Source organism: Microbacterium sp. Be9 (assembly GCF_011754135.1).
Lineage (GTDB): Bacteria > Actinomycetota > Actinomycetes > Actinomycetales > Microbacteriaceae > Microbacterium > Microbacterium maritypicum_A.
This window is the reverse complement of the sequence record NZ_WNWT01000004.1, coordinates 167,650-191,640: the sequence shown is the minus strand read 5'-3', so window position 1 is coordinate 191,640 and position 23,991 is coordinate 167,650. Positions and strand designations below refer to the sequence as shown.

Genomic DNA, 23,991 nt, shown 5'->3' with positions numbered 1-23,991 from the left:
GCGACGGGCTGCCGATGCCCCGATGCTCGGTAGACTGTTCGGCACAACCCACACTCAGGCACGCTCACACAGTGCCGCATACATCGCTCGAGGAGACCTTCATGCCTGCTTCCGAATCGTCGCAGAACCAGATTCCCGACAAGCCCGCACTCGAAGGCCTCGAAGCGAAGTGGGACGCCGCCTGGGCCGAGCAGGGCACGTACCTGTTCGACCGTCTTCGCGCGGCGCAGTCCGGCCGCGAGGGCGTGTACTCGATCGACACCCCGCCTCCGACGGCATCGGGAAGCCTGCACATCGGACACGTGTTCTCCTACACGCACACCGATGTGAAGGCTCGGTTCGAGCGCATGCGCGGAAAGACCGTCTTCTACCCGATGGGTTGGGACGACAACGGCCTGCCGACCGAGCGACGGGTGCAGAACTACTACGGCGTGCGGTGCGACCCCTCGCTCCCGTACACCCCCGATTTCACTCCTCCCTTCGAGGGCGGCGACAACAAGTCGAGCCGCGCGGCCGACCAGCAGCCCATCAGCCGCCGCAACTTCATCGAGCTCTGCGAGCGCCTCACCATCGAGGACGAGAAGCAGTTCGAGGCGCTGTTCCGCCAGCTCGGACTGAGCGTGGACTGGACGCAGACCTACCGCACCATCTCCGACGACACCATCCGACAGAGCCAGCTCGCTTTCCTGCGCAACATCGAGCGCGGCGAGGCCTACCAGGCGCTGGCTCCGACCCTGTGGGACATCGACTTCCGCTCCGCCATCGCGCAGGCCGAGCTCGAGGACCGCGACCAGCAGGCGGCGTATCACACGATCGAGTTCCCGTTCGCGGACGGCTCGGGATCGATCGCGATCGACACCACCCGCCCGGAGCTGCTCCCCGCCTGCATCGCGATCGTGACGCATCCGGAGGGGCCGCACAAGCACCTCATCGGCACCAAGGTGAAGACCCCCTTCTTCGGCGCTGAGATCGAGATCCACGGCCACCACCTCGCCCAGCCCGACAAGGGCACCGGAGCGGCGATGGTCTGCACCTTCGGTGATGTGACCGACATCATCTGGTGGCGCGAGCTGCGCACCACCGAGAACGAGTCCCTGCCGAACATGACGACGATCGGTCTGGACGGGCGATTCCTGCCCGAGGCTCCGGCGTCCGTCGAGAATCCCGAGGCCGCGACCTGGTACGCCGAGGAGATCGCGGGCAAGACCGTCTTCAGTGCGCGCAAGGCCATCGTCGAGAAGCTGCAGGCGACCGGCGACATGACCGCAGTCGGCAAGCCCTTCAACCACGCCGTGAAGTTCTTCGAGAAGGGAGACCGTCCGCTCGAGATCGTCTCCACGCGCCAGTGGTACATCCGCAACGGTGCCCGCGACGGCGAACTGCGCGACAAGCTCATCGCCCACGGCGAGGAACTCTCCTGGCACCCCGAATTCATGCGCGTGCGCTACGAGAACTGGGTGGGCGGTCTCACGGGCGACTGGCTCGTGTCGCGTCAGCGCTTCTTCGGTGTGCCGATCCCCCTCTGGTACGCCCTCGACGAGAACGGCGAGCGCGATTATGACCGCGTGCTCACCCCGGATGCGGCGTCGCTCCCGATCGATCCGACCACCGACGTGCCCGCCGGGTACACCGAGGACCAGCGCGGCGTGCCGGGTGGCTTCGACGCCGAGGCCGACATCCTCGACACCTGGGCGACCTCGTCCCTCACACCGCAGCTCGCGGGCGGCTGGCAACGTGATGAGGAGCTGTGGCAGCTCACCGCTCCGTTCGACCTGCGCCCGCAGGGCCAGGACATCATCCGCACCTGGCTGTTCTCCACCATGCTGCGTTCGACGCTCGAAGACGACAGGACGCCGTGGCGCAACGCCGCGATCTCGGGCTTCATCGTCGACCCCGACCGCAAGAAGATGTCGAAGTCGAAGGGCAACGTGGTCACCCCGGCCGACGTGCTCGACGCCCACGGCTCGGACGCGGTGCGTTACTGGGCCGCATCGAGCCGCCTCGGCATGGACGCGGCATTCGACCCGCAGAACCCCACGCAGGTGAAGATCGGCCGTCGTCTGGCCATCAAGGTGCTCAACGCCGCCAAGTTCGTGCTGTCGTTCCCCGTGCCCGACGGCGCACAGGTCACGCACGCCCTCGATGCGTCGATGCTGACAGCCCTCGACCGCGTCGTGGTCGAGGCGACCAAGGCATTCGAGCGGTATGACGCCGCTCGTGCTCTGGAGCTCACCGAGGCCTTCTTCTGGACGTTCTGCGACGACTACCTCGAGCTCGTGAAGGAACGCGCCTACAACCAGGCCGATGTGGGGCAGGCATCCGCGGCGCTCTCGCTGCGTCTGGCCCTGTCGACGCTGCTGCGCCTGCTGGCTCCCGTGCTGTCCTTCGCGGCAGAGGAGTCGTGGTCCTGGTTCGAGGAAGGGTCCGTGCACACCGCCGCGTGGCCGACGCCTCTCGGTATCGACGGTGACCCGGCCGTGCTCGCCGCGGCCAGCGAGGCGCTGATCGGCATCCGTCGCGCGAAGACCGAGGCGAAGGCCTCGCAGAAGACTCCGGTCTCACGTGCGGCGATCGCCGCCCCCGCAGCGAAGCTCGATGCCCTCCGTGCCGCAGCCGATGACCTCCGCGCCGTCGGCCGCATCGCCGAGCTCGAGTTCACCGAGGCCGAGGCGTTCGCGGTCACCGCGATCGAGCTCGCCCCGGTCGAGGCCTCCTGATGCAGCTGGGCACGCGCTGGGCGGCCGGGTCCGAGGCTCCGGCCTCCGTCCCGGCATCCCTCCGGCCGGCGATCGCCGAGGTCGAGTCCCGGGGCCTCACCGGCCACTGGACGCTCACATGGCTGGAGGGTCGCGCGATCGCGGAGCTCGACGCGGGCTGGGAGGTCTTCCAGACCGCGACCGGCGAGATCGTCGCCCGTCCCTTCCAGGACTGAATCCCGGCCGGGACCGCGCTACGCGTCAGCGCCGCGTCAGGCCGAGCTGTGCGAGTGCGTGATCGACTGCGCGCGGATCCTGCCTGCGGGTCTGCTGCTCGCGCAGCAGGTCGAGGGCGATCTCACGTCGCTCGGCACGTCGGGAGATGCGGTGCTCGACGTACGCGGTGAGATGGTCGGCGAGTCGCAGCAGCCCGCGTTCGGTCTGCGTCGGAGCCACCAGGTGAAGCGTCGCGCTGGTCATGATTCCTCCAGGATGTCGTCGCCGGATCCGTGCGTCGCGTGCTGCGGCGTCGGCAGGTCGAAGAGTTCGGTGCGGAGCGAGACGCGTCGCACATCGGGTCCGGTCTGGCCCCGGTAGCGCTCGATGGCCCTCTCGACGATGGTCTCGAGCTCCTCGCGGAGCGACATGGCCTGCTCCGGCGTCATATCGAGGTGCGTGGTGATGGTGATCCCCACATCGCGCCACGCCTCCGGGACCTCGGACTGGGGTCGGTTGAGGTACGACATCAGGGTCTCGTGCCGCAGACGGAAGAACTCCGACGTCACGATCTGGGCAGCCGCCCGATTCGACGGCGAAGTCATCTCGTCAGGACCGGGCACGTCGATGCGCCCCTTGGGCCGTTCCCACCACCGCTCACGCGCCGTGCCTCGCCCCTCGACTTCGCGGATGAGATCGTGAGCAGCCAACGCGCGGAGGTGATAGCTGGTCGACCCCGATGTCTCCCCTACGAGTGCAGCGAGCGAACTGGCGGTCTGCGGACCGCGCGCGGCGAGGATGTCGAAGATCTTCACCCGGAGCGGGTGCGCCAGCGCCTTCAGGGCGCTGGCATCGAGAGTCCTGACCTGCGTCTCGTTCGTCATGCATGCAAAGATACCCTTGCAAAGATTTCTTTGCAAGGGTATCTTTGCAACTAGCCCCGGTTCTGTCGCAGGGTCAGGTGCAGGGCCCGTCGCAGGGTCAGTTGCAGGGTCAGTTGCAGGGTCAGTCGACGACAGCGCGTGCGGCGACGAAGGCCTCCACGCAGCGCTCGACCTGCTCGGGTGTGTGAGCCGCCGACAGCTGCACGCGGATCCGCGCCAGCCCGCGCGGCACGACGGGGAAGCTGAATGCGGTCACGTACACGCCGCGCTCCTGCATCTCCCTGGCGATCCTCGCCGTCTTCGCCGCATCGCCGAACATGACGGGCACGATGGGGTGCTCCCCGGGGAGCAGGTCGAATCCCTCGGCGGTCATGCGCTCGCGGAACAGGGAGGCATTGCGGCGCAGACGCGCACGAAGGTCGGCGGACCCCTCGACGAGATCGAGGGCGGTCAGGGTTCCGGCCACGATCGCGGGAGCGAGTGTGTTCGAGAACAGATAGGGACGAGAGCGCTGACGCAGCAGGGCCACGATCTCGGCGTGCGAGGCGACGTACCCGCCCGATGCACCGCCTAGCGCCTTGCCGAACGTCCCGGTGTAGATGTCGACGCGATCGGCGACCCCGCACAGCTCCGGCGTCCCCCGACCGTTCTCCCCCACGAAGCCGACGGCATGCGAGTCGTCGACGAAGACCAGTGCGTCATAGCGCTCGGCCAAGTCGCAGATCTCGGCGAGCGGCGCGATGTACCCATCCATCGAGAACACGCCGTCCGTCACGATCACCCGGAACCGGGCCTTTTCCGCCGCCTTCAGCTGCTCTTCGAGATCGCTCATGTCGCGGTTTCGATAGCGAAGCCTCTGCGCCTTCGAGAGCCGGATCCCGTCGATGATCGACGCATGGTTCAGCTCGTCCGAGATGATGGCGTCCTCGGCGGAGAAGAGCGTCTCGAACACGCCGCCATTCGCGTCGAAGCATGACGAGTACAGGATGGCTTCGTCCGTGCCGAGGAAGTCGGCGAGCCGACGCTCCAGCTCGAGGTGCTGCTCCTGGGTGCCGCAGATGAAGCGCACGCTCGCAAGCCCATAGCCCCATTCCTGCAAGGCCGTCGTCGCCGCGTCGAGGATGCGCGGGTCGTCGGCGAGCCCGAGGTAGTTGTTGGCGCAGAAGTTCAGCACCTCTGCGCCGTCGGCGGTGATCTCCGCGTTCTGGGGGCCGCGGATGCCGCGCTCATGCTTGGTGAGCCCGGCCTCCTCGATGCCCGCCAGCTCATCCGACACATGCTTCTGAAAAGTCCCGTACATCACAGCTCCGTCCAGTCGAGGATGATCTTGCCTGTTCCCGCCGACTCGGCCGCGGCGAATCCGTGTTCCCAGTCGCGAGCGGGGACCACCTCCGCGATCACGCGGCCGATGGCGTCCCGCAGGGAGGCGCTGGTCTGCAGCATCGCTCCCATCGCGTTCCACGTCTCGAACATCTCGCGCCCGTAGATGCCCTTGATCGTGAGCATGTGGGTGACGAGCTTGCCCCAGTCGATGCCGAATCCCGCGCTCGGCAGACCCAGCATCGCGATGCGACCGCCGTGGTTCATGTTGTCGATCATGGCGGGGAGGGCCGACGGCGCACCGCTCATCTCGAATCCGATGTCGAAGCCCTCCCGCATGCCGAGCGCCTGTTGCGCTTCGCGGATGTCGCGGACCGAGACGTCGACGACCTCGTCGGCGCCCATCCGGCGGGCCATCTCCAGACGCGGCGCGCTGACGTCCGTCGCCGTGATGAACCGTGCTCCCGCATGCCGGGCGACGGCGATCGCCATCAGCCCGATGGGTCCGCAGCCGGTGACGAGCACGTCCTCTCCGACGAGTGGGTAGGTGAGCGCTGTGTGCACGGCATTGCCCAGGGGATCGAAGATGGCCCCCAGCTCGGGGGTCACTTCCGAGTGATGGACCCAGACGTTCGCCGCGGGCAGCACGAGGTACTCCGCGAAGGCGCCGTCGCGCTGCAGACCGAGACCGATCGTGCGGATGCACATCTGGCGGCGACCCGCTCGACAGTTGCGACAGGTGCCGCAGACGATGTGTCCTTCGCCGGAGACCCGATCGCCGACGGCGATGTCGCGCACGCCAGGGCCGACCTCCACGACCTCCCCGTAGAACTCGTGACCGGGGATCAGCGGTGCGGCGATCGCGGACGCCGCCCATTCGTCCCAGCGGAGGATGTGCAGATCGGTGCCGCAGATCCCCGTGCGCAGCACGCGGATGACGACGTCGTCAGTTCCGGCGGTCGGGTCGGGGCGCTCGACGAGCTCGAGTCCCGCACCGGCTGCGGCTTTGAACAGTGCCTTCATGATCTCGATCACACCGCACCTGACGTTGTAGAACAATCGGCATCGTCTGCACCGTCGATGTAGCGAGAGCTACACTGTGGTCGTGGAACTCCATCAACTGCAGATCCTGAGGGAGCTCGGCGCCCTCGGCAGCGTGACCGCCGTGGCCGACGCGCTCAGAGTCACTCCGTCTGCGGTGTCCCAGCAACTCGCAGCCCTGCAGAGGGGTGTTCCGACACCGCTGACACGCCGGATCGGCCGGACCCTCGCCCTTACGCCCGCCGGTGAAGTGCTGGCGACGGCCGGCGCCGAGGCGATCGACGCGATGGCCGCAGCACGGCATGCCCTCGACGAGTTCGAGGGAGCCGCGACGGGAGTCGTGAGCATCAGCGGATTCCACAGCGTCGGGCAGGCCCTGTTCGGCGCGCTGGTGCGGGTACTGGCGTCCGCAGAGGATGCGCCGACGGTCCAGCTCACCGACGAGGATGTCGCGCAGAGCGAGTTCCCCGCGCTCACCGCCCGCTACGACCTCGTGCTCGCGCACCGCATGGAGCACTCCGACCCCTGGCCCACGCAAGGCGTGCGCAGTCTCACCCTCATACGTGAGCCCCTCGATGTCGCCGTCTCGATCTCCCACCCTCTCGCCGGCCGCGCCAGCCTCACTCCGGCCGACGTCGCAGGACAGAGATGGGTCACCAGTCGCATCGGCTACTCCCCCGACGATGTCCTTCGTGCGGTGTCGGCCGTCGCCCACCACCCTGTCGACATCCAGCACCGCATCAACGACTACGGCGCGGTGTCGGCGGTCGTGGCGGCAGGTGGGGTGATCGGAATGCTGCCGCGCTTCACCTCACGGAGCGTCGATGATCGCGAGATCGTGCGGATCCCGCTCGAGGGGGTGAGCACGCACCGGATGATCGATCTGCTCGCCCGCCCGGAGACCCTGCGTCGTCGATCGGTCCGCGTGGTGGTGGAAGCGCTGCGCGGAGTGATGACGCGCCTGAGCGAGGACGGTTCCTGAGCCTGGACAGCCGGGGTGGATAGGCTCGGAAGATGACCGACGCCACGAATCCGCTGCTGCAGCCGTCGACGCTCCCCTACGGCCTCCCGGACTACGGCGCGATCCGGCCCGAACACTACCTCCCCGCGTTCCAGGCGGGTTTCGAGGAGCAGCGTCGCGAGATCGCGCGCATCACCATGGTGCGCTCGATGCCGACGTTCGAGAACACGCTTGAGGCGCTGGAACGATCCGGCGAGCTCCTCGACCGCGTGGCGCACACCTTCTATACCGTGAGTTCGGCCGATGCGACGCCCGAGATCCAGGCGATCGATGAGCAGCTGGCACCGCTCATGGCCGCGCATCAGGACGCGATCACGCTCGACGGCCAGCTCTACTGGCGGGTGCAGCACGTGTACGACCAGCGTGACTCCCTGGATCTCGACCCTGAGCAGCGCTACCTGGTGGAGCGCCACCACCGCGAGATGACCCACGCGGGTGCGGGTCTCGACGACGAGGCCAAGGCGCAGCTGACCGCACTGAACCAGAAGCTCTCGACGCTGACGAACACGTTCGAACGCAACCTCCTGAACGACACCAACGACCTCGCCGTGGTCTTCGACACCGCCGACGAGCTCGACGGGCTGAGCGCGGGAGAGCTGTCAGCCGCCGCGCGCGCGGCAGCGGACAGGGGCCTCGACGGCAGGTACCTGATCACCCTGCCGCTCTTCACCGGGCATCCTGCACTGGCACAGCTGCGCGTACGGGAGTCGAGGCGGCGCATCATGGCCGCCTCGCTCGCGCGCGGATCCCGGGACAATGCCAACGACAACCGAGGGGTGCTCCTCGAGATCGTGCGGTTGCGGGCGAAACGCGCCACACTGCTCGGCTACGACTCGCACGCCGCCTACATCACCGCCGACGAGACCGCTGGAACTCCGGATGCCGTCGAAGAGATGCTCCGTCGCCTCGCAGCCCCGTCCGCGCGCAACGCCCGTGCCGAGCACGCGGCCCTCCAGGCGATCGTCGACGAGACCGAGGCAGCACCCTTCCCGGTCGAGGCGCATGACTGGGCTTTCTACACCGAACGAGTGCGTACAGCCAGGTACGACATCGACTCCAGTGCGCTGCGCCCCTGGTTCGAGGCAGAGCGCGTCCTGCAGGAAGGTGTCTTCTTCGCGGCGACCCGACTCTACGGCGTCACCTTCTCCGAGCGAGACGACCTCGCCGCGTACCATCCCGGCGCACGCGTGTTCGAGGTGCGCGATGAGGACGGCACCGCGGTCGGCCTGTACGTGCTCGATCTGTACACCCGGGACTCGAAGCGTGGCGGCGCGTGGATGAACGCGATCGTGAGCCAATCGCGCCTGCGCGGCACGGCTCCCGTCGTCGTCAACAACCTGAACGTGCCGCTTCCGGGAGATGGCGAGCCGACGTTGCTGACTCTCGATGAGGTGACCACGCTGTTCCACGAGTTCGGGCATGCGCTGCACGGACTCTTCGCGACCGTGACCTACCCACACTTCGCCGGGACGAATGTGTTCCGCGACTTCGTGGAGTTCCCGAGCCAGGTCAACGAGATGTGGATCCTGTGGCCTGAGGTGCTCGACAACTACGCACGCCACCACGAGACCGGTGCGCCGCTCGACCCCGCGATCGTGGAGCGCCTGCGAGCGACCGAGACGTTCGACCAGGGGCATGCCACCAGCGAGTATCTGGCGGCGGCTTGGTTGGATCAGGCCTGGCATCGCCTCGGCACCGACGTGCAGGTCACCGACGTCGCCGCGTTCGAGGCTGCCGCATTGGCGGACATCGGCCTGGACGACTCGGCCGTCCCGACACGGTACTCGTCGACGTACTTCGCCCACGTCTTCTCCGGCGGGTACAGCGCGGGCTACTACTCGTACATCTGGAGCGAGGTGCTCGACGCCGACACGGTCGAGTGGTTCCGCACGAACGGCGGCCTCACCCGGGGCAACGGCGACCGGTTCCGTCGGCGTCTGCTCGGGGTGGGCGGCTCGAAGGATCCGCTCGACGCCTACCGCGACTTCCGTGGCCGCGATGCCGAGATCGAACCGCTCCTGAAGCGCCGTGGACTGGGCGACGGAGTCGTGAGACTCTGAGCGCATGAACGCATTCCCTGAGTCCCCATTCGGTCCCGCGGACCGCCTCGACCTCGACGCCGTCCCCCTCGCGGTGATCCGCCACAACGGCATCCGTCTGGCCGACATCCAGGAGGCGTTCGATGCCGGCTACTCGGCGATCGCGCTCACCTTCGCCGGAGACGTGCTGGTCCCGACCGGCCCCGCGCTCGCGATCTATCACGGAGATCCGATGGACCTCTTCGACCTCGAACTCGGCTTCCCCGTGCAAACTCCCCCGGAGAACCCGATCCCCACGGCCAGCGGGCGCGTCATCGTCGCCTCAAGGCTGCCCGCGGGCCCTGCGGTCGCGACGACCCTGTTCGGCTCCTACGAGGAGCTCGGCGGCGCCTGGGGTGGTCTCGTCGAGCGTGCAGGCGCCCAGGGGCTCCGTCCCGGCGGCGTCTGGATCGAGATCTACGTGTCCGACCCGAGCACCACCCCGTCAGAGCTGCGCACCGATCTCGTCATGCCGACCGCCTGAGGTCATCAGACGTCTACGGGATCGGCGGGACGCATCGTCCGAGCTGCTCCATCGCTTTGTACCAGGTGAGCTGGTGGTAGCTCTGCGAGAGGCGGTCGCCGAGTCCGTCCAGTGACAGCACGTGCACGGCGATCGACTCGCTGTCGTCGAGCGACTGCTCCACGATGCGCGTGCATCCGCGAGCGAGGAAGTGATGCACGCGGTTGGTGTGGTTGCCGAAGTTCGCCCACGTCGCACCGAGGTCGATGAGCTCATCTGCCACGAAGCCCGTCTCCTCCAGGAGTTCGCGGGCGGCCGCATCCTCCGGAGCCTCGCCAGGCTCTACTCCCCCGCCGATCGTGCCGAGCGCCACGACGCGGGCACCGTGCCGATATTCCTCCACCAGGATGGCATCGTCGTTCCGGTCGAGGGCGAGGACCGAGATCCAGTCGCCGTACTCCAGCACGTAGTACGGGGCTATCGAGCGCCCGCTCACGTCTTCGCAGCTGTCCTCATGCAGTCGGATCCATCGGTCGGCGACGAGAGTCTTCCTCGCCACCGTCTTCCAGGGAACCGGCTCCGCGCTCATGCGCTCTTGCGCTTGCGCTCCATCACGATCGTGGGCGGTGCGCCTTCATCGACGGCTGCACGGGTGACGATGACCTTGGCGACGTCCTCCGCCGAGGGGATCTCGAACATGATGGGTCCGAGCACGTCCTCCAGGATCGCCCGGAGTCCACGGGCACCGGTCTTGCGTTCGACGGCCAGGTCGGCGATGGATCGCAGCGCATCTTCTTCGAACTCGAGCTGCACGCCGTCGATCTCGAACATGCGCTGGTACTGCTTCACCAGCGCATTGCGCGGCCCGGTGAGGATGTCGATCAGTGCATCCTGGTCGAGCGGCGACACATTGGTGACGACCGGCAGACGCCCGATGAACTCGGGGATCAGCCCGAACTTGTGCAGGTCTTCCGGGAGCACCTCGCTGAACAGGTCGAGGTCCTTGCCCTTGTCGTGCAGCGGGGCACCGAAGCCGATGCCGTGCTTGCCGACGCGCGCCGAGACGATGTCTTCGAGACCGGCGAAGGCCCCGGCGACGATGAACAGCACGTTCGACGTATCGATCTGCAGGAACTCCTGATGCGGGTGCTTGCGGCCGCCCTGCGGAGGGACCGAGGCGACCGTGCCCTCGATGATCTTCAGGAGGGCCTGCTGCACACCCTCGCCCGAGACGTCGCGGGTGATCGACGGGTTCTCGGCCTTACGGGCGATCTTGTCGACCTCGTCGATGTAGATGATGCCCTGCTCGGCGCGCTTGACGTCGTAGTCCGCGGCCTGGATGAGCTTGAGGAGGATGTTCTCGACGTCTTCTCCGACGTAGCCGGCCTCGGTCAGCGCCGTGGCGTCGGCGACGGCGAAGGGGACGTTGAGGCGCTTCGCGAGCGTCTGCGCGAGGTAGGTCTTGCCGCAGCCGGTCGGCCCGATGAGCAGGATGTTGCTCTTGGCGATCTCGACCTCTTCGGCCTTCTGCTCGGCCGTCTGCAGGGTGCCGTGTGCCCGCACCCGCTTGTAGTGGTTGTAGACGGCGACGGCGAGAGCGCGCTTGGCGGGCTCCTGCCCGACCACGTACTCCTCGAGGAAGGCGAAGATCTCACGCGGCTTCGGGAGCTCGAACTCGGCGACCCCGTCTGCGGACGACTCGGCCATCCGCTCTTCGATGATCTCGTTGCACAGCTCGACGCACTCGTCGCAGATGTACACGCCGGGGCCGGCGATGAGCTGCTGGACCTGCTTCTGGCTCTTTCCGCAGAAAGAGCATTTGAACAGGTCAGCGCTTTCACCGATGCGGGCCATGCGCGTCCTCCTAGGGGGGATCAGAGATCGTTCTTCGAGCCTAACCTCTGCATACGACACCGGGCCGCATTGAGGGCATTCGACATCGGATCGCGAAACGATGAAGGGGCCGGGAGCCTTCAGCTGCCCGGTCGTGGGCGAAGGCTCCCGACCCCCTTCATGAGGTCGTCAGAACGGTCAGACCATGCTCTTGGTGTGCCAGACGGTCTTCACCTCGGTGAAGGCACCGATCCGCTCCGGCGAGGCGACGACGTCTCCCGGGGCGAGCACCCGCTTGAGCGTCTCCGCCGCGGCGATCTGCATGTCGACCCAGTCGAGAGCGCCGGCTCCGGCCAGGTCGAGAGCGTTCACGTCCTGGTGCGAAGCCAGCCACGGAGCGATCTCCGCGGGCGAACCCGTCAGCACGTTCACGACTCCGCCCGGGACGTCGCTGGTGGCGAGGACCTCGGCGAGGCTGATGGCCGAGAGCGGGTGCTGCTCGCTCGCGACGACCACAACCGTGTTCCCGGCGACCAGAGCCGGAGCCACGACCGACACCAGACCGAGCAGCGCCGAGTCCTGCGGGGCGACGATCGCCACGACACCGGTCGGCTCTGGCACGGAGATGTTGAAGTACGGCCCCGACACGGGGTTCGCGTTGCCCGCCACCTGTGCGTACTTGTCGCACCATCCGGCGTACCAGACCCAGAGGTCGATAGCTTCATCGACCTGCGAGGCCGCGGCCGCGGACGACACGCCCTCCTGAGCCGCGATCTCGTCGATGAACTGCGCGCGACGCCCCTCCAGCACCTCCGCGACGCGGTACAGGACCTGGCCGCGGTTGTAGGCGGTCGCACCGGACCAGCCCTTGACGGCGGATCGGGCGGCGACCACGGCGTCGCGGGCGTCCTTGCGGGAGCCCTTCGCGGCGTTCGCGAGGAAGGCCCCCTTCGGCGTGAGCACCTCGTACGTGCGGCCGGACTCGCTCCGCGGGAAGGCCCCGCCGATCGCCAGCTTGTACGTCTTCGGAACAGTCAGTCGCTTGCTCATGCTGCGGCTCCCTTGAGGTAGGCGGTGAGACCCTGGCGACCGCCCTCGCGGCCGAATCCGGACTCCTTGTACCCGCCGAACGGGCTCGACGGGTCGAAGCGGTTGAAGGTGTTGGCCCAGATCACGCCGGCACGCAGGCGGTCAGCCACAGCGAGGATGCGCGATCCCTTGTCGGACCAGATCCCGGCGGAGAGACCGTAGGGCGTGTTGTTCGCCTTCGCGATCGCCTCGGCGGGCGTGCGGAAGGTGAGCACCGAGAGCACCGGGCCGAAGACCTCGTCGCGGGCGATGCGATGCGATGCCTCGACACCGGTGAAGATGGTGGGTGCGAACCAGAAACCCTGCTCCGGAATGGCGCAGTCCGCGGTCCAGCGCTCGGCGCCCTCGGCCTCGCCGATGTCGCTGAGCTCGCGGATACGGGCCAGCTGCGCAGCGGAGTTGATCGCACCGATGTCGGTGTTCTTGTCGAGGGGGTCGCCCAGACGCAGGGTCGACAGACGCGTCTTGAGCCTGTCGACGACCTCGTCGTGGATCGACTCCTGCACGAGCAGACGACTGCCGGCGCAGCACACGTGACCCTGGTTGAAGAAGATCCCGTTCACGATGCCTTCGACCGCCTGGTCGATGGGGGCGTCGTCGAAGACGATGTTCGCAGCTTTCCCGCCGAGCTCCAGCGTCAGCTTCTTGTGGGTGCCTGCCACGGCCCGTGCGATGTCACGGCCGACACCGGTTGAACCGGTGAAGGCGACCTTGTCGACGTCGGGGTGGCGCACGAGGGTGGAACCGGTGGCTCCGGCACCCGTCACGATGTTCACGACACCCGCCGGCAGGTCGGCCTGCTGCAGGATCTCCGCGAAGATCAGCGCCGTGAGGGGCGTGGTCTCTGCGGGCTTGAGCACGACCGTGTTGCCCGCGGCGAGGGCGGGAGCGATCTTCCACGCCAGCATCAGCAGAGGGAAGTTCCAGGGGATGATCTGACCGGCGACGCCCAGCGCGCGGGGGTCGGCGCCGAGACCCGCATGGTCGAGCTTGTCCGCCCAGCCCGCGTAGTAGAAGAACCAGGAGGCGACGAGCGGCACGTCGACGTCACGGCTCTCCTTGATCGGCTTGCCGTTGTCGAGGCTCTCGGCGACGGCGAGCTCGCGAGCGCGCTCCTGCACGAGGCGGGCGATGCGGAAGAGGTACTTCCCACGGTCGCGACCGCTCATCTTCGACCAGGTCTTCTCGTAGGCACGACGGGCGGCGGCGACCGCGCGGTCGACATCCTCGTCGCTGGCCGAGGCGATCTCGGCGATGTGCTTCTCCGTCGCCGGCGAGATCGTGTGGAACGGGGTGCCGGAACCGTCGACGAACTCGCCGTCGATGAACAGGCCGTAGCTGTCCTTGAGGTTCAGGATCGCGGTGGACTCCGGTGCGGGAGCGTATTCCAGAAATGACATGTTCGTCTTCCCGTCAGTCGATCGTGACGTAGTCGGGGCCCGAGTAGTGGCCGGAGCTGAGCTTCTGACGCTGCAGGAGCACATCGTTGAGGAGGCTGGATGCGCCGAACCGGAAGAGATGCGGCTGCAACCACTCCTCGCCCACCGTCTCGGCGACGGTCACCAGGTACTTCACCGCGTCCTTCGAGGAGCGGATGCCACCGGCCGGCTTCACGCCGATCTTCTCGCCGGTGCCGCGGTGCCAGTCACGCACGGTCTCCAGCATGAGAAGAGTCGTCGGAAGCGTCGCGGCGGGCTGCACCTTTCCGGTCGAGGTCTTGATGAAGTCCCCTCCCGCCAGGATGCCCAGCCACGAGGCGCGCTTGATGTTGTCGTAGGTGTTCAGCTCGCCGGTCTCCAGGATCACCTTGAGCGAGGCGTATGAACCGTCCTCGCGACGGCATGCTTCCTTGACCTGGGCGATCTGGTCGAACACGAGGCCGTAGCGGCCGGAGAGGAAAGCCCCACGGTCGATGACCATGTCGATCTCGTCGGCTCCGGCGGCGACCGCCTCAGCGGTGTCTGCGAGCTTGATCGCGAGAGACGAGCGCCCGCTCGGGAACGCCGTGGCCACCGCGGCGACGGAGATCATTCCGTCGTCGGGGTCGCCGTGCAGGCCGCCGAGCGCGACGACGGCGTCGCCGACCATGTCGCCATAGACGCAGACCGCGGCGACCCGTGGAGTCGAGGGGTCTGCGGCGTCGGGGGTCTTCGCCTTGGCGACGAGCGAGCGCACCTTGCCAGGGGTGTCCGCACCCTCGAGCGTCGTGAGGTCGATCAGCTTGATGATCGTGTCGAGGGCCCACGCCTTCGAGGTGGTCTTGATGGAGCGGGTGCCGAGCCCGGCAGCGCGCTGCTCGAGACCGACGGCATCCACACCGGGGAGTCCGTGCAGGAAACGTCGGAGGGTGGCGTCGTCGGGCTCTCCGCCCAGAACGTCCACCGCCGTCCTGCGGCTGAGTTCTTTGGTCGTCACTGTTCCTCCAACAATGCTCGTGCTGTGGTCTCATCGGTCACCAGAACGCCGCACAGGCCGCTGGTGACCACGGTTCGTGCGATGTCGTGCTTGGCGGGGCCCGCCGTGACGAAGATCGCGCGGGCGGCTCCGCGCAGACGATCGAGCGAGACGCCGACCGTTCGCGCATCGAGTTGCGAGTCGACGATGTTCCCCTCGGCGTCGACGTAGCGGCCGAGAACGTCTCCGACGGCGCCGCGACGCGCGAGCTCTTCCACGTCCTCAGCGCTGAGGTAGCCGTTCTCGACGTGCGCGGATGAAGCGTCGCACGGCCCTGCGGTGAACAGGAATGCCTGCGCCTCCGCTGCTTCTTCGAGCACGGCAGCGACGGTGCGGTCGGACTCGATCGCCTGCTTCGTCTCCACACGCTCGAGGATGGCCGGGCTCGGCAGCAGCGAGACCTGGCCAGACGCGCGCTGAGCGATCGTGACAGCGAGGCCTGCCGCCCCGCCGGAGCGCCGATTCAGGCTCACTCCCCCGTTGAGCTGCACGACCGTCACGCCGTTCGCCCATCCATCCGGGAGCGCCTCGGCGACGGCGCGGAGCGTGCGCCCCCAGCTCACCCCGAGTGTGCGGGGCACCGGCCGCAGTGCGGTCAGGAAGTCGGCGGCGGCCTGCGCCACCCGCTCGAGCGTGCCGTCATCGCCTTCCGGGGCCGGCACGACGACGGCGTCCGTCAGTCCGAATCGGTCGACCAGAAGCCGCTCGAGGCCGAGCCTGCGGGCGCGGGGATGCACGATCTCGATGCGCACGATGCCGCGTTCGCGAGCCTGCGTCAGCAGGCGGCCGACCTTCCAGCGGGAGATCTTGAGGAGTCCGCCGATCTCGTCCTGGGTCTTGTCCTCGTCGTAGTACAGCTCGGCGACGCGAACCATGAGCAGATCTTCTTCCACGGCATCCTCCTTCCTCTCCCAGAGTAGGCCCTCATCAGCGTTCGCGCATCATGATGCTCATATGCGCAATCGAGCGTGGGGGCTCTGCACATCCGCCGGGCACGACGAAGGGCGCCCGTCGTGATGACGGACGCCCTTCGGGATCGATCGGGTCAGACGCGCTTGCGCGTCGTGAGGACCTGGTCGACGATGCCGTACTCCAGTGCCTGTGCGGCGGAGAGGATGTTGTCGCGATCGATGTCGCGGTTCACCTGCTCCGGCGTGCGCTTCGTGTGGCCGGCGAGGGTCTCCTCGAGCCAGGTCCGCATGCGGAGGATCTCCGCGGCCTGGATCTCGATGTCGGAGGCCTGGCCGTGGCCCGCCTCGCCCATCGCGGGCTGGTGGATCAGCACGCGGGCGTTCGGGAGCGCGAGGCGCTTGCCCGGCGCGCCGGCCGCGAGCAGCACGGCCGCAGCGGAGGCGGCCTGGCCGAGCACGACGGTCTGGATCTGCGGTGCGACGTACTGCATCGTGTCGTAGATCGCCGTCATCGCGGTGAACGAACCACCGGGCGAGTTGATGTACATGGTGATGTCGCGCTCGGCATCCTGGCTCTCCAGGACGAGGAGCTGCGCCATGACATCGTCGGCCGACGCGTCATCGACCTGCACGCCGAGGAAGATCACGCGGTCTTCGAACAGCTTGTTGTACGGGTCCTGACGCTTGAATCCGTAGGCGGTGCGCTCCTCGAACTGCGGGAGCACGTAGCGGCTGGAAGGCAGGTCACCGGCTGAGCGGAAGGTGGGTGTGTACATGAGCGTCCTTTCGCTTTCCGTTACTCGGTGTCCTGGTCGGTTCCGCCGCCGCCGATGACGTCGGAGGCCGATTCGCGGATGTGGTCGACGAAGCCGTACTCGAGCGCTTCCTCGGCGGTGAACCAGCGGTCGCGGTCACCATCGGCGTTGATCTGCTCGACCGACTTGCCGGTCTGCGCCGCCGTGATCTCCGCGAGGCGGTTCTTCATCGACATGATGAGCTGCGCCTGGGTCTGGATGTCGCTCGACGTGCCGCCGAAGCCGCCGTGCGGCTGGTGCAGCAGCACCCGGGCGTTGGGCGTGATGTAGCGCTTGCCCTTGGTGCCGGCGGTCAGCAGCAGCTGACCCATCGATGCGGCCATTCCGATGCCGACCGTGACGATGTCGTTCGGCACGAACTGCATCGTGTCGTAGATCGCCATGCCCGCGGTGATCGAACCGCCGGGCGAGTTCACGTAGAGGTAGATGTCTCGCTCGGAGTCTTCTGCGGCGAGAAGAAGGATCTTCGCGCAGATCTCGTTCGCGTTCTCGTCGCGCACCTCCGACCCCAGCCAGATGATGCGGTCCTTCAGCAACCTGTCGAAGACGCTCGTTGCGAGGAGGGGTTCTGCAGCCATGTCAGCTCCTGATTCCGTGTTTCAGTGATTCGAATCTACCGGCGACAACGCGGCACCCAGGCCGTGTTCGCCGTCGGCATATCAGGTGTCGGCGTCCGCGATCTCGCGGGCATACGCCGTCATCGACCGGTGGTAGCGCGGCAGATGCGGGACCAGGGCGAGCAGCGCCACCGAGAGACCCTGCGCCGGTCGCCCCGCGCTTGCGAGGATGAGGGCGTGCACGCACGCGATGGCGTCACGGTAGGGACCGTCGGCCGACAGCTGCTCCTCGGCGCGGATCACGGCGAGGGCCTCGTCGTATTCGCCCAGATTCCGCAGCGAGCTCGCCATCTGGATCACGCATTGCGGGCGATGCTCAGCATCCAACCCCAATGCCAGCGCGCGCCGATACAGAACGATGGCTTCCGCGGGCCTTCCCGCGGAATCCCGCGCGCCCGCGCGTTCGAACTCGGCGCGGGCGTCACCTGCTCCGCGCTCGGCGGCGAGGGCGTCGATGCGGGCGATGGTGTCGTCACCGACCTCCTCACCCGTCGCGTCGTCCCACACCTCGTCGATGCGCTCATCCCACGTCTTCATGATTGCCCTCCCTGGATGGAAAAGAGGGCGGATGCCGCAGCACCCGCCCTCTTCACTGGATCGTGTCCGATCACTCGGCCTTGTCGGCCGCCTTCTTGGCCGGAGCCTTCTTGGCCGGAGCCTTCTCAGCCGGAGCCTTCTTGGCGGCGGGCTTCTTGGCAGCCGGCTTCTCGGCCTCGTCAGCGTCATCGGCCTTCTTGACCGGAGCCTTCTTGGCGGCGGGCTTCTTGGCCGGAGCCTTCTTGGCCGGCTTCTCCTCGGCGTCGGTGGACTCGGCGTCGGTGGACTCCGCCTCGTCGTCGGTGACGATGAAGTCGGACAGATCGACGGCCTTGCCATTGCTGTCGACGACCTTCACCTTGCCGAGCGCGATCGCGAGGGCCTTGTTGCGCGCGACCTCTCCGACGAGCGCCGGGAGCTGGTTCGAGGACTGCAGCGCCTCGACGAACTCCTGCGGAGCCATGCCGTACTGCGCAGCCGACTGGATGAGGTACTGGCTGAGCTCTTCCTGCGAGACCTGCACATCGGCCTGCTCGGCGATCGTGTCGAGGAGCACCTGCGTGCGGAACTGCTTCTCGCTCGCCTCGGTGACCTCGGCGCGGTGCACCTCGTCCTCGAGACGGCCTTCGCCTTCGAGGTGGTTGTGCACCTCGTCCTCGATGAGCTGCGGCGGAACGGGGATCTCGATCTGCTCGAGCAGCACCTCGACGAGCTTGTCGCGCGCGGCGGAACCCTGCGTGAAGACGCCCTGCTGAGCGACGCGCTCGGCCAGGCTCTCGCGGAGCTCGGCGATCGTGTCGAACTCGCTCGCGATCTGCGCGAAGTCGTCGTCGGCCTCGGGGAGCTCGCGCTCCTTGACGGCCTTGACGGTCACGGAGACCTCGGCCTCGGAGCCGGCGTGGTCGCCACCGACGAGAGCGGAGCGGAAGGTGGTGTCCTCACCGGCGGTGAGCGACTCGATCGCGTCGTCGATGCCCTCGAGCAGCTCGCCGGAGCCGATCTCGTAGGAGACGCCCTCGGCGCGGTCGATCTCGGCACCGTCGATCGTGGCGACGAGGTCGAGCTCGACGAAGTCGCCCTTGGCGGCCGGACGGTCGACCGGGACCAGCGTGCCGAAGCGCGCGCGCATGTTGTCGAGCTCGGCGTCGAGCGCGGCGTCATCGGCCTCGACGGCGTCGACCGTCACGGTGATGCCGTCGTAGGAGGGCAGCTCGATCTCGGGGCGGACATCCACCTCGATGTCGACGAGCAGGTCACCCGAGAAATCCTTCTCGTTCGGCCACTGCGTGATGTCGGCAGCCGGGCGACCGACGACGCGCAGCTTGTGCTCGACCGTCGCCTCGCGGAAGAACTTGTCCAGGCCCTCGTTGACGGCGTGCTCGATGACGGCGCCACGACCGATGCGCTGGTCGATGATCGGAGCCGGGACCTTGCCCTTGCGGAAGCCGGGGATCTGCACGTCCTGAGCGATGTGCTCGTACGCGTGAGCGATGCTGGGCTTGAGGTCTTCCGGGGTGACCGTGATGGTGAGCTTGACCCGGGTCGGGGTCAGCTTCTCGACGGTGCTGTTCGCCATGCTGGTGTGTTCTCCTTGTGATTTCCGCTTCGATTCGCGGCTGTAAGGTCCGTGGGGGCTGTGTCGGGGCGACAGGAGTTGAACCTGCGACCTCCCGCTCCCAAAGCGGGCGCTCTACCAAACTGAGCTACGCCCCGGGGAATCCGCACGCGGATTCAGCCCCACCGAGTCTAACGGACCGGAGCATGCGCCAGAGTCCGGTATAGTCGATGAGTCGGTACCGAACCTTTCCGAAGGTCCGGATCCGGGGCTGTAGCTTAGTGGTAAAGCCTTAGTCTTCCAAACTAATGATGCGGGTTCGATTCCCGTCAGCCCCTCCGCTCGAGAAGGCTCCCACCATCGGTGGGGGCCTTCTCGCATTCCCCGTGACCTTCTCCGGCTCGCGTCCGCCCGTCGAATACGCTGTCAGCATCGCTGCACGCAGTCTCCGACCGGAAGGCATCATCGAATGGGCACGACGTGACCGACCGGCCCCCTTTCCAGACCGCGACAGGCACGGCGCCGCTCCCGGGCGGGCACGTGCTGCCCGTCCTGCTCTCCGCCGGTCCCCCCACTGCTGCTTCATCGCCGCGACGGAAGAAGCACACGGGCGTGGTCCTCGGACTGCTCGGCGGAGCGGCCGTGATCGCAGGGCTGGCACTCGCTCAGGTGACGGCGAACCTCGGGTACGACAACGCGCTGTCGCGATACGGGAGCACCGCCGAGGCCACGTCGACCACGAAGACGCAGGTCCGTGAGGAGATCGCGGGCCTCCGTGCGGTCACCGGGGCGGCGGAACAGATCCTCGCCCGAGGAAACCAGCCGATCGCGGTGCCCGAGGAGGTCCAGGCGGGGCTCGCCTCAGCGCTCGCCGACGGCACCACCGCCGCCTCCGAGGCCGACGCCGTGGTCGCGACCGAGATCGCCGGGGTGGGCACGAAACCGGGCTGGTTCTGGGAACTGTTCGGCGCCACGTCGGAGCTGGAACAGCGACGGCACGATCTCGACGTGCTGTCCGATGAGCTCGCTGTCGCCTCCGCGGAGACGGCAGACACGCAGGAGGCTGTGGTGGAGAGTGGGTTGGCCGTGATCAACGCCGCCGGTGCGGCCGCTCCGGCGTTCGAGGCCGCGCACCTCTCCGCCCGCAACGAGGCCCTGATCGCCCTGCGCGACGCGGCCGCCGAAGCAATCGCCGCGACGATGGTGGATGAGGATGCGGCGACCGCCTACGTCTCCCTGCAGGACGCGGCCGCGCGGGTCGTCGCCACCGAGGGCGAGGAACTGGCGGAGAAGTCGGGCCCGCTGTTGAACGCGCGGCTCGAGATCGAGGCCTTCGCGCGGTCCCTCGCTCCCGGCGTGCTCCTCGACTTCGACTGGTCGCCGGTCGTGAGCGGGGCCGGCTACAACGGCAGCATGGGCGGGTACACCACCTGGTGGTGGGGAGAATCCGGGCGCGCGACGATCGAGCTCTCGAACTCGGTCGCGGAGCAGTGGCCCTCGACACGGAGCAAGGCGCTCGTCGCCCATGAGGTGGGGCACGCGATCAGCGTGAAGTGCCAGAGCATGTACGACTCGTCCACCCAGGACAGCATCGAGAAGTGGGCGACCGCGTGGGCCATCAGCATGGGCTACACCGACGACGCCAACGGGGTGTGGGCGTACGGCTATCCCCCGCAGAACTACATCGACGCCGCAGCGGGCTGCCGCTGAAGACGGTGTCAGGGTACGGAAGAAGCCGCCGCGATGACTCGCGGCGGCTTCTTCGATGGTCAGACCGAGGTCACTGGCCCCGGCGCTCGCGCAGCTGCGTGAGCGCGTCGTCCAGAAGCTGGACGGCTTCCTCGTCGGTACGACGCTCCTTCACGTAGGCGAGGTGCGTCTTGTACGGCTCCGCCTTCGCGAGCGCAGGAGGATTCTCCTTGTCGCGGCCGGCAGGAAGACCCGATTGCGGGTGATCGATCGTTTCCGGGATCTCCTCTTCGGGGAGACCGGCGGCGAAGTAGCGCACGGTCTCGTTGCCGAGACCGTCCCAGTACGAGACTGCGATGCGGTCGGCGTGATAACCGTGGTCCTGCTCGCCCATGGGGCCCGAGCCGACACGGGTGCCGCGGATCGCGTTTCCACCGGTAGCCATCAGATGACCTCGAATTTCGTGATGAGGCCCAGCGCGACGATGGAGACGAACCACGTCAGAGCCAGGACGACGGTGAAGCGGTTCAGGTTCCGCTCCGCGAGCCCGGAAGAGCCGACCGCTGAGGTCATGCCTCCACCGAACATGTCGGACAGGCCACCGCCGCGGCCTTTGTGCAAGAGGATGAGGAGGGTCAGCAGAACGCTGGTGATGCCCAGCACGACCTGCAGGACGAACTCGAGAATTGCCACGAGAAAGAGCCTTTCGCTGGGGCCGGAGCGCCCCCGTAACGGTCAAGTATACGGTGCAGCGGGGCCGAAGCCCCGCTGCACTCACACGCCGACGTGCTTCTCGAAGCGGATGATCGCGGCGAACTCGTCCACGACGAGGCTCGCCCCGCCGACCAGAGCGCCGTCCACATCGGGTTCGCGCATGAAGCTGGCGATGTTGCCCGACTTCACCGAGCCGCCGTAGAGGATGCGCGTGCGCGCAGCCGCTTCGTCGCCCAGGACCTTCGCGATGACGGCTCGCAGTGCGGCGCAGACATCCTGCGCCTGCTGCGGGGTCGCTGCCTGGCCGGAGCCGATCGCCCACACGGGCTCGTATGCCACGACGATGTCCGCCTTCGGCGAGACGCCCTCGAGCGCGGCCTCGAGCTGGGACACCGGGACCGCACTGGCGCCGAACTTCTCGAGGTCTCCCGCTGTCTCGCCGACGCAGATCACCGGGACGAGTCCGTGCTTGAGCGAGGCCTTCACCTTGGCAGCCACGATGTCGTCGCCCTCGGAGTGGTACTCACGGCGTTCGGAGTGACCGATGATGACGTACTTCGCGTCGAGCTTCGCCAAGAATGCCCCCGACACCTCACCGGTGTACGCACCGGAGTCGTGTGCCGAGACGTCCTGCGCTCCGAGCGCGAACGGGATCTTGTCCGCGTCGATGAGCGTCTGCACGCTGCGGATGTCCGTGAACGGCGGGAAGACCGCCACCTCGACCGATCCGTCTTCGTGCTTCGCGTCCTTCAACGTCCAGTGCAGCTTCTGCACGAACGCGACCGCCTGCAGGTGGTCGAGATTCATCTTCCAGTTTCCCGCGATCAGCGGGGTACGGGAGTTCACGCCCATCCGAGGACCTCCAGCCCAGGTAGTTTCTTGCCCTCGAGGAATTCGAGGCTCGCGCCGCCGCCGGTCGAGATGTGACCGAACTGGTCGTCGGAGAAGCCCAGCTGCCGCACGGCCGCCGCGGAGTCGCCACCGCCGACGACGCTGAGGCCGTCGACCTCGGTGAGCGCCTGCGCCACGGTCTTGGTACCCGCCGCGAACGCCGGGAACTCGAACACGCCCATCGGGCCGTTCCAGAACACGGTCTTCGACTCGCGGATGACCTCGGCGAAACGTGCCGCCGTCTCCGGGCCGATGTCGAGGCCGATGCCGGAGGCACCGAACGGCGTGGACTCGATCGCATCGGCTGCAGCGACTTCGTGCGCGGCATCGGCGCCGAAGGATGCGGCGACGACGACGTCGGTGGGGAGCACGAGCTCCACGCCACGCTCCGCCGCCTCCGCGATGTAGCCGCGAACGGTCTCGAGCTGGTCCTCTTCCAGGAGACTCGACGCCACGGCGTGACCCTGTGCCTTGAGGAAGGTGAACAGCATGCCGCCGCCGACGAGGATCTTGTCGACGCGCGGCAGCAGGTGCGAGATGACGCCGAGCTTGTCGCTGACCTTGGAGCCGCCGAGCACGACCGCGTACGGACGCTCGGGATTCTCGGTCAGACGGTCGAGCACGTCGAGTTCGGTCGCGATCAGCAGACCGGCCGCGGACGGGAGCAGCTCGGCGAGCTCGTAGACGCTCGCCTGCTTGCGGTGCACGACCCCGAACCCATCGGAGACCAGCACATCGCCGAGCTCCGCGAGTTCGGCCGCGAAAGCCGCACGGGTGGCGTCGTCCTTCGAGGTCTCCCCCGGGTTGAACCGCAGGTTCTCGATGACGACGACTCCGCCGTCCTCGAGGGACTCCACGGCGTCCTTCGCCGACTCGCCGACCGTGTCGCGTGCGAACGCGACCGGGGCACCGAGCAGCTCGGACAGGCGCTGGGCCACCGGCTCCAGGCTGTACTTCGGGTCGGGCGCGCCGTCCGGCCGCCCGAGGTGAGAGCACACGACGACGCGGGCGCCCGCATTGATGAGTGCGTTGAGGGTCGGCAACGAGGCGCGGACACGGCCATCGTCCGTGATGATCCCGTCCCGCAGGGGGACGTTGAGATCACAACGGACGATGACGCGCTTGCCCTCGAGCGACCCCAGAGTGTCCAGGGTGCGCAGAGTCATG

The 23,991-nt window shown here is 67.6% G+C and carries 24 protein-coding genes and 2 tRNA genes; 7 read left to right on the top strand and 19 right to left on the bottom strand.

Annotation, left to right across the window (positions count from 1 at the left end; translation table 11 throughout):
* Window positions 1-101 precede the first annotated feature (101 nt).
* On the top strand, window positions 102-2,717 hold the full coding sequence (gene valS, locus GLO27_RS05115) for a valine--tRNA ligase (RefSeq protein WP_167253912.1): 2,616 nt from the start codon (window positions 102-104) through the stop codon (window positions 2,715-2,717).
* Window positions 2,717-2,932, top strand: coding sequence for a hypothetical protein (locus tag GLO27_RS05110; RefSeq protein WP_029258189.1), 216 nt, complete (start codon window positions 2,717-2,719; stop codon window positions 2,930-2,932). Before valS ends, GLO27_RS05110 begins: the two co-directional genes overlap by 1 nt.
* 25 nt (window positions 2,933-2,957) lie before the next feature.
* Here GLO27_RS05110 and GLO27_RS05105 read toward each other — a convergent pair whose 3' ends face one another.
* The 4 genes from GLO27_RS05105 to tdh all read right to left on the bottom strand — a co-directional run bounded on the left by GLO27_RS05105 (window position 2,958) and on the right by tdh (window position 6,139).
* A complete protein-coding gene (locus GLO27_RS05105; RefSeq protein ID WP_136025007.1) occupies window positions 2,958-3,176 on the bottom strand; it encodes a hypothetical protein in 219 nt (72 codons plus the stop codon).
* The gene (locus tag GLO27_RS05100) at window positions 3,173-3,796 is read right to left on the bottom strand and encodes a helix-turn-helix domain-containing protein (protein WP_029258191.1); all 624 of its coding nucleotides are present in this window, start codon (window positions 3,794-3,796) and stop codon (window positions 3,173-3,175) included. Before GLO27_RS05100 ends, GLO27_RS05105 begins: the two co-directional genes overlap by 4 nt.
* 121 nt (window positions 3,797-3,917) lie before the next feature.
* Window positions 3,918-5,096, bottom strand: coding sequence for a glycine C-acetyltransferase (locus tag GLO27_RS05095; protein WP_021201500.1), 1,179 nt, complete (start codon window positions 5,094-5,096; stop codon window positions 3,918-3,920).
* On the bottom strand, window positions 5,096-6,139 hold the full coding sequence (gene tdh, locus GLO27_RS05090) for an L-threonine 3-dehydrogenase (protein ID WP_031208257.1): 1,044 nt from the start codon (window positions 6,137-6,139) through the stop codon (window positions 5,096-5,098). The genes GLO27_RS05095 and tdh overlap by 1 nt, the downstream gene beginning before the upstream one ends.
* 82 nt (window positions 6,140-6,221) lie before the next feature.
* On the opposite strand from tdh, the gene GLO27_RS05085 reads away from it, so the two are divergent.
* Genes GLO27_RS05085 through GLO27_RS05075 form a run of 3 tightly spaced genes read left to right on the top strand, consistent with a single transcriptional unit; the run spans window position 6,222 to window position 9,740 of the window.
* Window positions 6,222-7,139, top strand: coding sequence for a LysR family transcriptional regulator (locus GLO27_RS05085; RefSeq protein WP_029258194.1), 918 nt, complete (start codon window positions 6,222-6,224; stop codon window positions 7,137-7,139).
* A gap of 32 nt (window positions 7,140-7,171) precedes the next feature.
* Window positions 7,172-9,238, top strand: a complete 2,067-nt coding sequence (locus GLO27_RS05080) for a M3 family metallopeptidase (RefSeq protein WP_167253911.1) — start codon at window positions 7,172-7,174, stop codon at window positions 9,236-9,238.
* Between the two features lie 4 nt (window positions 9,239-9,242).
* A complete protein-coding gene (locus GLO27_RS05075; RefSeq protein WP_167253910.1) occupies window positions 9,243-9,740 on the top strand; it encodes a GyrI-like domain-containing protein in 498 nt (165 codons plus the stop codon).
* Between the two features lie 13 nt (window positions 9,741-9,753).
* Here the strand turns inward: GLO27_RS05075 and GLO27_RS05070 are convergent, their stop codons facing one another.
* The 11 genes from GLO27_RS05070 to GLO27_RS05020 form a co-directional block, all read right to left on the bottom strand.
* Window positions 9,754-10,308, bottom strand: coding sequence for an NUDIX hydrolase (locus GLO27_RS05070; RefSeq protein ID WP_167253909.1), 555 nt, complete (start codon window positions 10,306-10,308; stop codon window positions 9,754-9,756).
* Window positions 10,305-11,573: an ATP-dependent Clp protease ATP-binding subunit ClpX gene (gene clpX, locus GLO27_RS05065; protein WP_021201506.1), complete on the bottom strand. Its 1,269-nt coding sequence runs from the start codon at window positions 11,571-11,573 to the stop codon at window positions 10,305-10,307. Before clpX ends, GLO27_RS05070 begins: the two co-directional genes overlap by 4 nt.
* Before the next feature lie 177 nt (window positions 11,574-11,750).
* Window positions 11,751-12,602: an aldehyde dehydrogenase family protein gene (locus tag GLO27_RS05060; RefSeq protein WP_021201507.1), complete on the bottom strand. Its 852-nt coding sequence runs from the start codon at window positions 12,600-12,602 to the stop codon at window positions 11,751-11,753.
* A complete protein-coding gene (locus GLO27_RS05055; protein WP_021201508.1) occupies window positions 12,599-14,041 on the bottom strand; it encodes an aldehyde dehydrogenase family protein in 1,443 nt (480 codons plus the stop codon). The genes GLO27_RS05060 and GLO27_RS05055 overlap by 4 nt, the downstream gene beginning before the upstream one ends.
* Before the next feature lie 13 nt (window positions 14,042-14,054).
* Window positions 14,055-15,056 carry a deoxyribose-phosphate aldolase gene (deoC, locus tag GLO27_RS05050; protein WP_021201509.1) on the bottom strand — a complete coding sequence of 334 codons (1,002 nt, stop codon included), beginning with the start codon at window positions 15,054-15,056 and terminating at the stop codon, window positions 14,055-14,057.
* On the bottom strand, window positions 15,053-15,988 hold the full coding sequence (locus GLO27_RS05045) for a sugar-binding domain-containing protein (protein WP_021201510.1): 936 nt from the start codon (window positions 15,986-15,988) through the stop codon (window positions 15,053-15,055). Before GLO27_RS05045 ends, deoC begins: the two co-directional genes overlap by 4 nt.
* Window positions 15,989-16,140: 152 nt before the next feature.
* Window positions 16,141-16,782, bottom strand: coding sequence for an ATP-dependent Clp protease proteolytic subunit (locus GLO27_RS05040; protein WP_021201511.1), 642 nt, complete (start codon window positions 16,780-16,782; stop codon window positions 16,141-16,143).
* Between the two features lie 20 nt (window positions 16,783-16,802).
* A complete protein-coding gene (locus GLO27_RS05035) occupies window positions 16,803-17,399 on the bottom strand; it encodes an ATP-dependent Clp protease proteolytic subunit (RefSeq protein ID WP_017830295.1) in 597 nt (198 codons plus the stop codon).
* A gap of 81 nt (window positions 17,400-17,480) precedes the next feature.
* Entirely contained in the window at window positions 17,481-17,975 is a 495-nt protein-coding gene (locus tag GLO27_RS05030; protein ID WP_021201512.1) for a tetratricopeptide repeat protein, read from the bottom strand.
* A 70-nt stretch (window positions 17,976-18,045) separates the two neighbouring features.
* Window positions 18,046-19,551, bottom strand: a complete 1,506-nt coding sequence (gene tig / locus GLO27_RS05025) for a trigger factor (RefSeq protein WP_021201513.1) — start codon at window positions 19,549-19,551, stop codon at window positions 18,046-18,048.
* Between the two features lie 63 nt (window positions 19,552-19,614).
* Window positions 19,615-19,688 (bottom strand) — tRNA-Pro (locus GLO27_RS05020).
* 109 nt (window positions 19,689-19,797) lie between these two features.
* Between GLO27_RS05020 and GLO27_RS05015 the strand changes: the two genes are divergently transcribed.
* Window positions 19,798-19,868: transfer RNA gene (locus GLO27_RS05015), tRNA-Gly, on the top strand.
* Window positions 19,869-20,010: 142 nt separating this feature from the next.
* Window positions 20,011-21,240 carry a hypothetical protein gene (locus GLO27_RS05010; protein WP_167253908.1) on the top strand — a complete coding sequence of 410 codons (1,230 nt, stop codon included), beginning with the start codon at window positions 20,011-20,013 and terminating at the stop codon, window positions 21,238-21,240.
* A gap of 70 nt (window positions 21,241-21,310) precedes the next feature.
* On the opposite strand, the gene GLO27_RS05005 is transcribed toward GLO27_RS05010, so the two are convergent.
* The 4 genes from GLO27_RS05005 to GLO27_RS04990 all read right to left on the bottom strand — a co-directional run bounded on the left by GLO27_RS05005 (window position 21,311) and on the right by GLO27_RS04990 (window position 23,990).
* Window positions 21,311-21,664 (bottom strand): RNA polymerase-binding protein RbpA, encoded by a 354-nt coding sequence (locus tag GLO27_RS05005; RefSeq protein ID WP_017830291.1) that lies wholly within the window; start codon window positions 21,662-21,664, stop codon window positions 21,311-21,313.
* The gene (gene secG / locus GLO27_RS05000; RefSeq protein ID WP_017202783.1) at window positions 21,664-21,912 is read right to left on the bottom strand and encodes a preprotein translocase subunit SecG; all 249 of its coding nucleotides are present in this window, start codon (window positions 21,910-21,912) and stop codon (window positions 21,664-21,666) included. Before secG ends, GLO27_RS05005 begins: the two co-directional genes overlap by 1 nt.
* 81 nt (window positions 21,913-21,993) lie before the next feature.
* Complete coding sequence (tpiA, locus tag GLO27_RS04995) at window positions 21,994-22,785, bottom strand: triose-phosphate isomerase (RefSeq protein ID WP_021201515.1); 792 nt, start codon at window positions 22,783-22,785, stop codon at window positions 21,994-21,996.
* Complete coding sequence (locus GLO27_RS04990; protein ID WP_021201516.1) at window positions 22,776-23,990, bottom strand: phosphoglycerate kinase; 1,215 nt, start codon at window positions 23,988-23,990, stop codon at window positions 22,776-22,778. The genes tpiA and GLO27_RS04990 overlap by 10 nt, the downstream gene beginning before the upstream one ends.
* Window position 23,991: the final 1 nt, after the last annotated feature.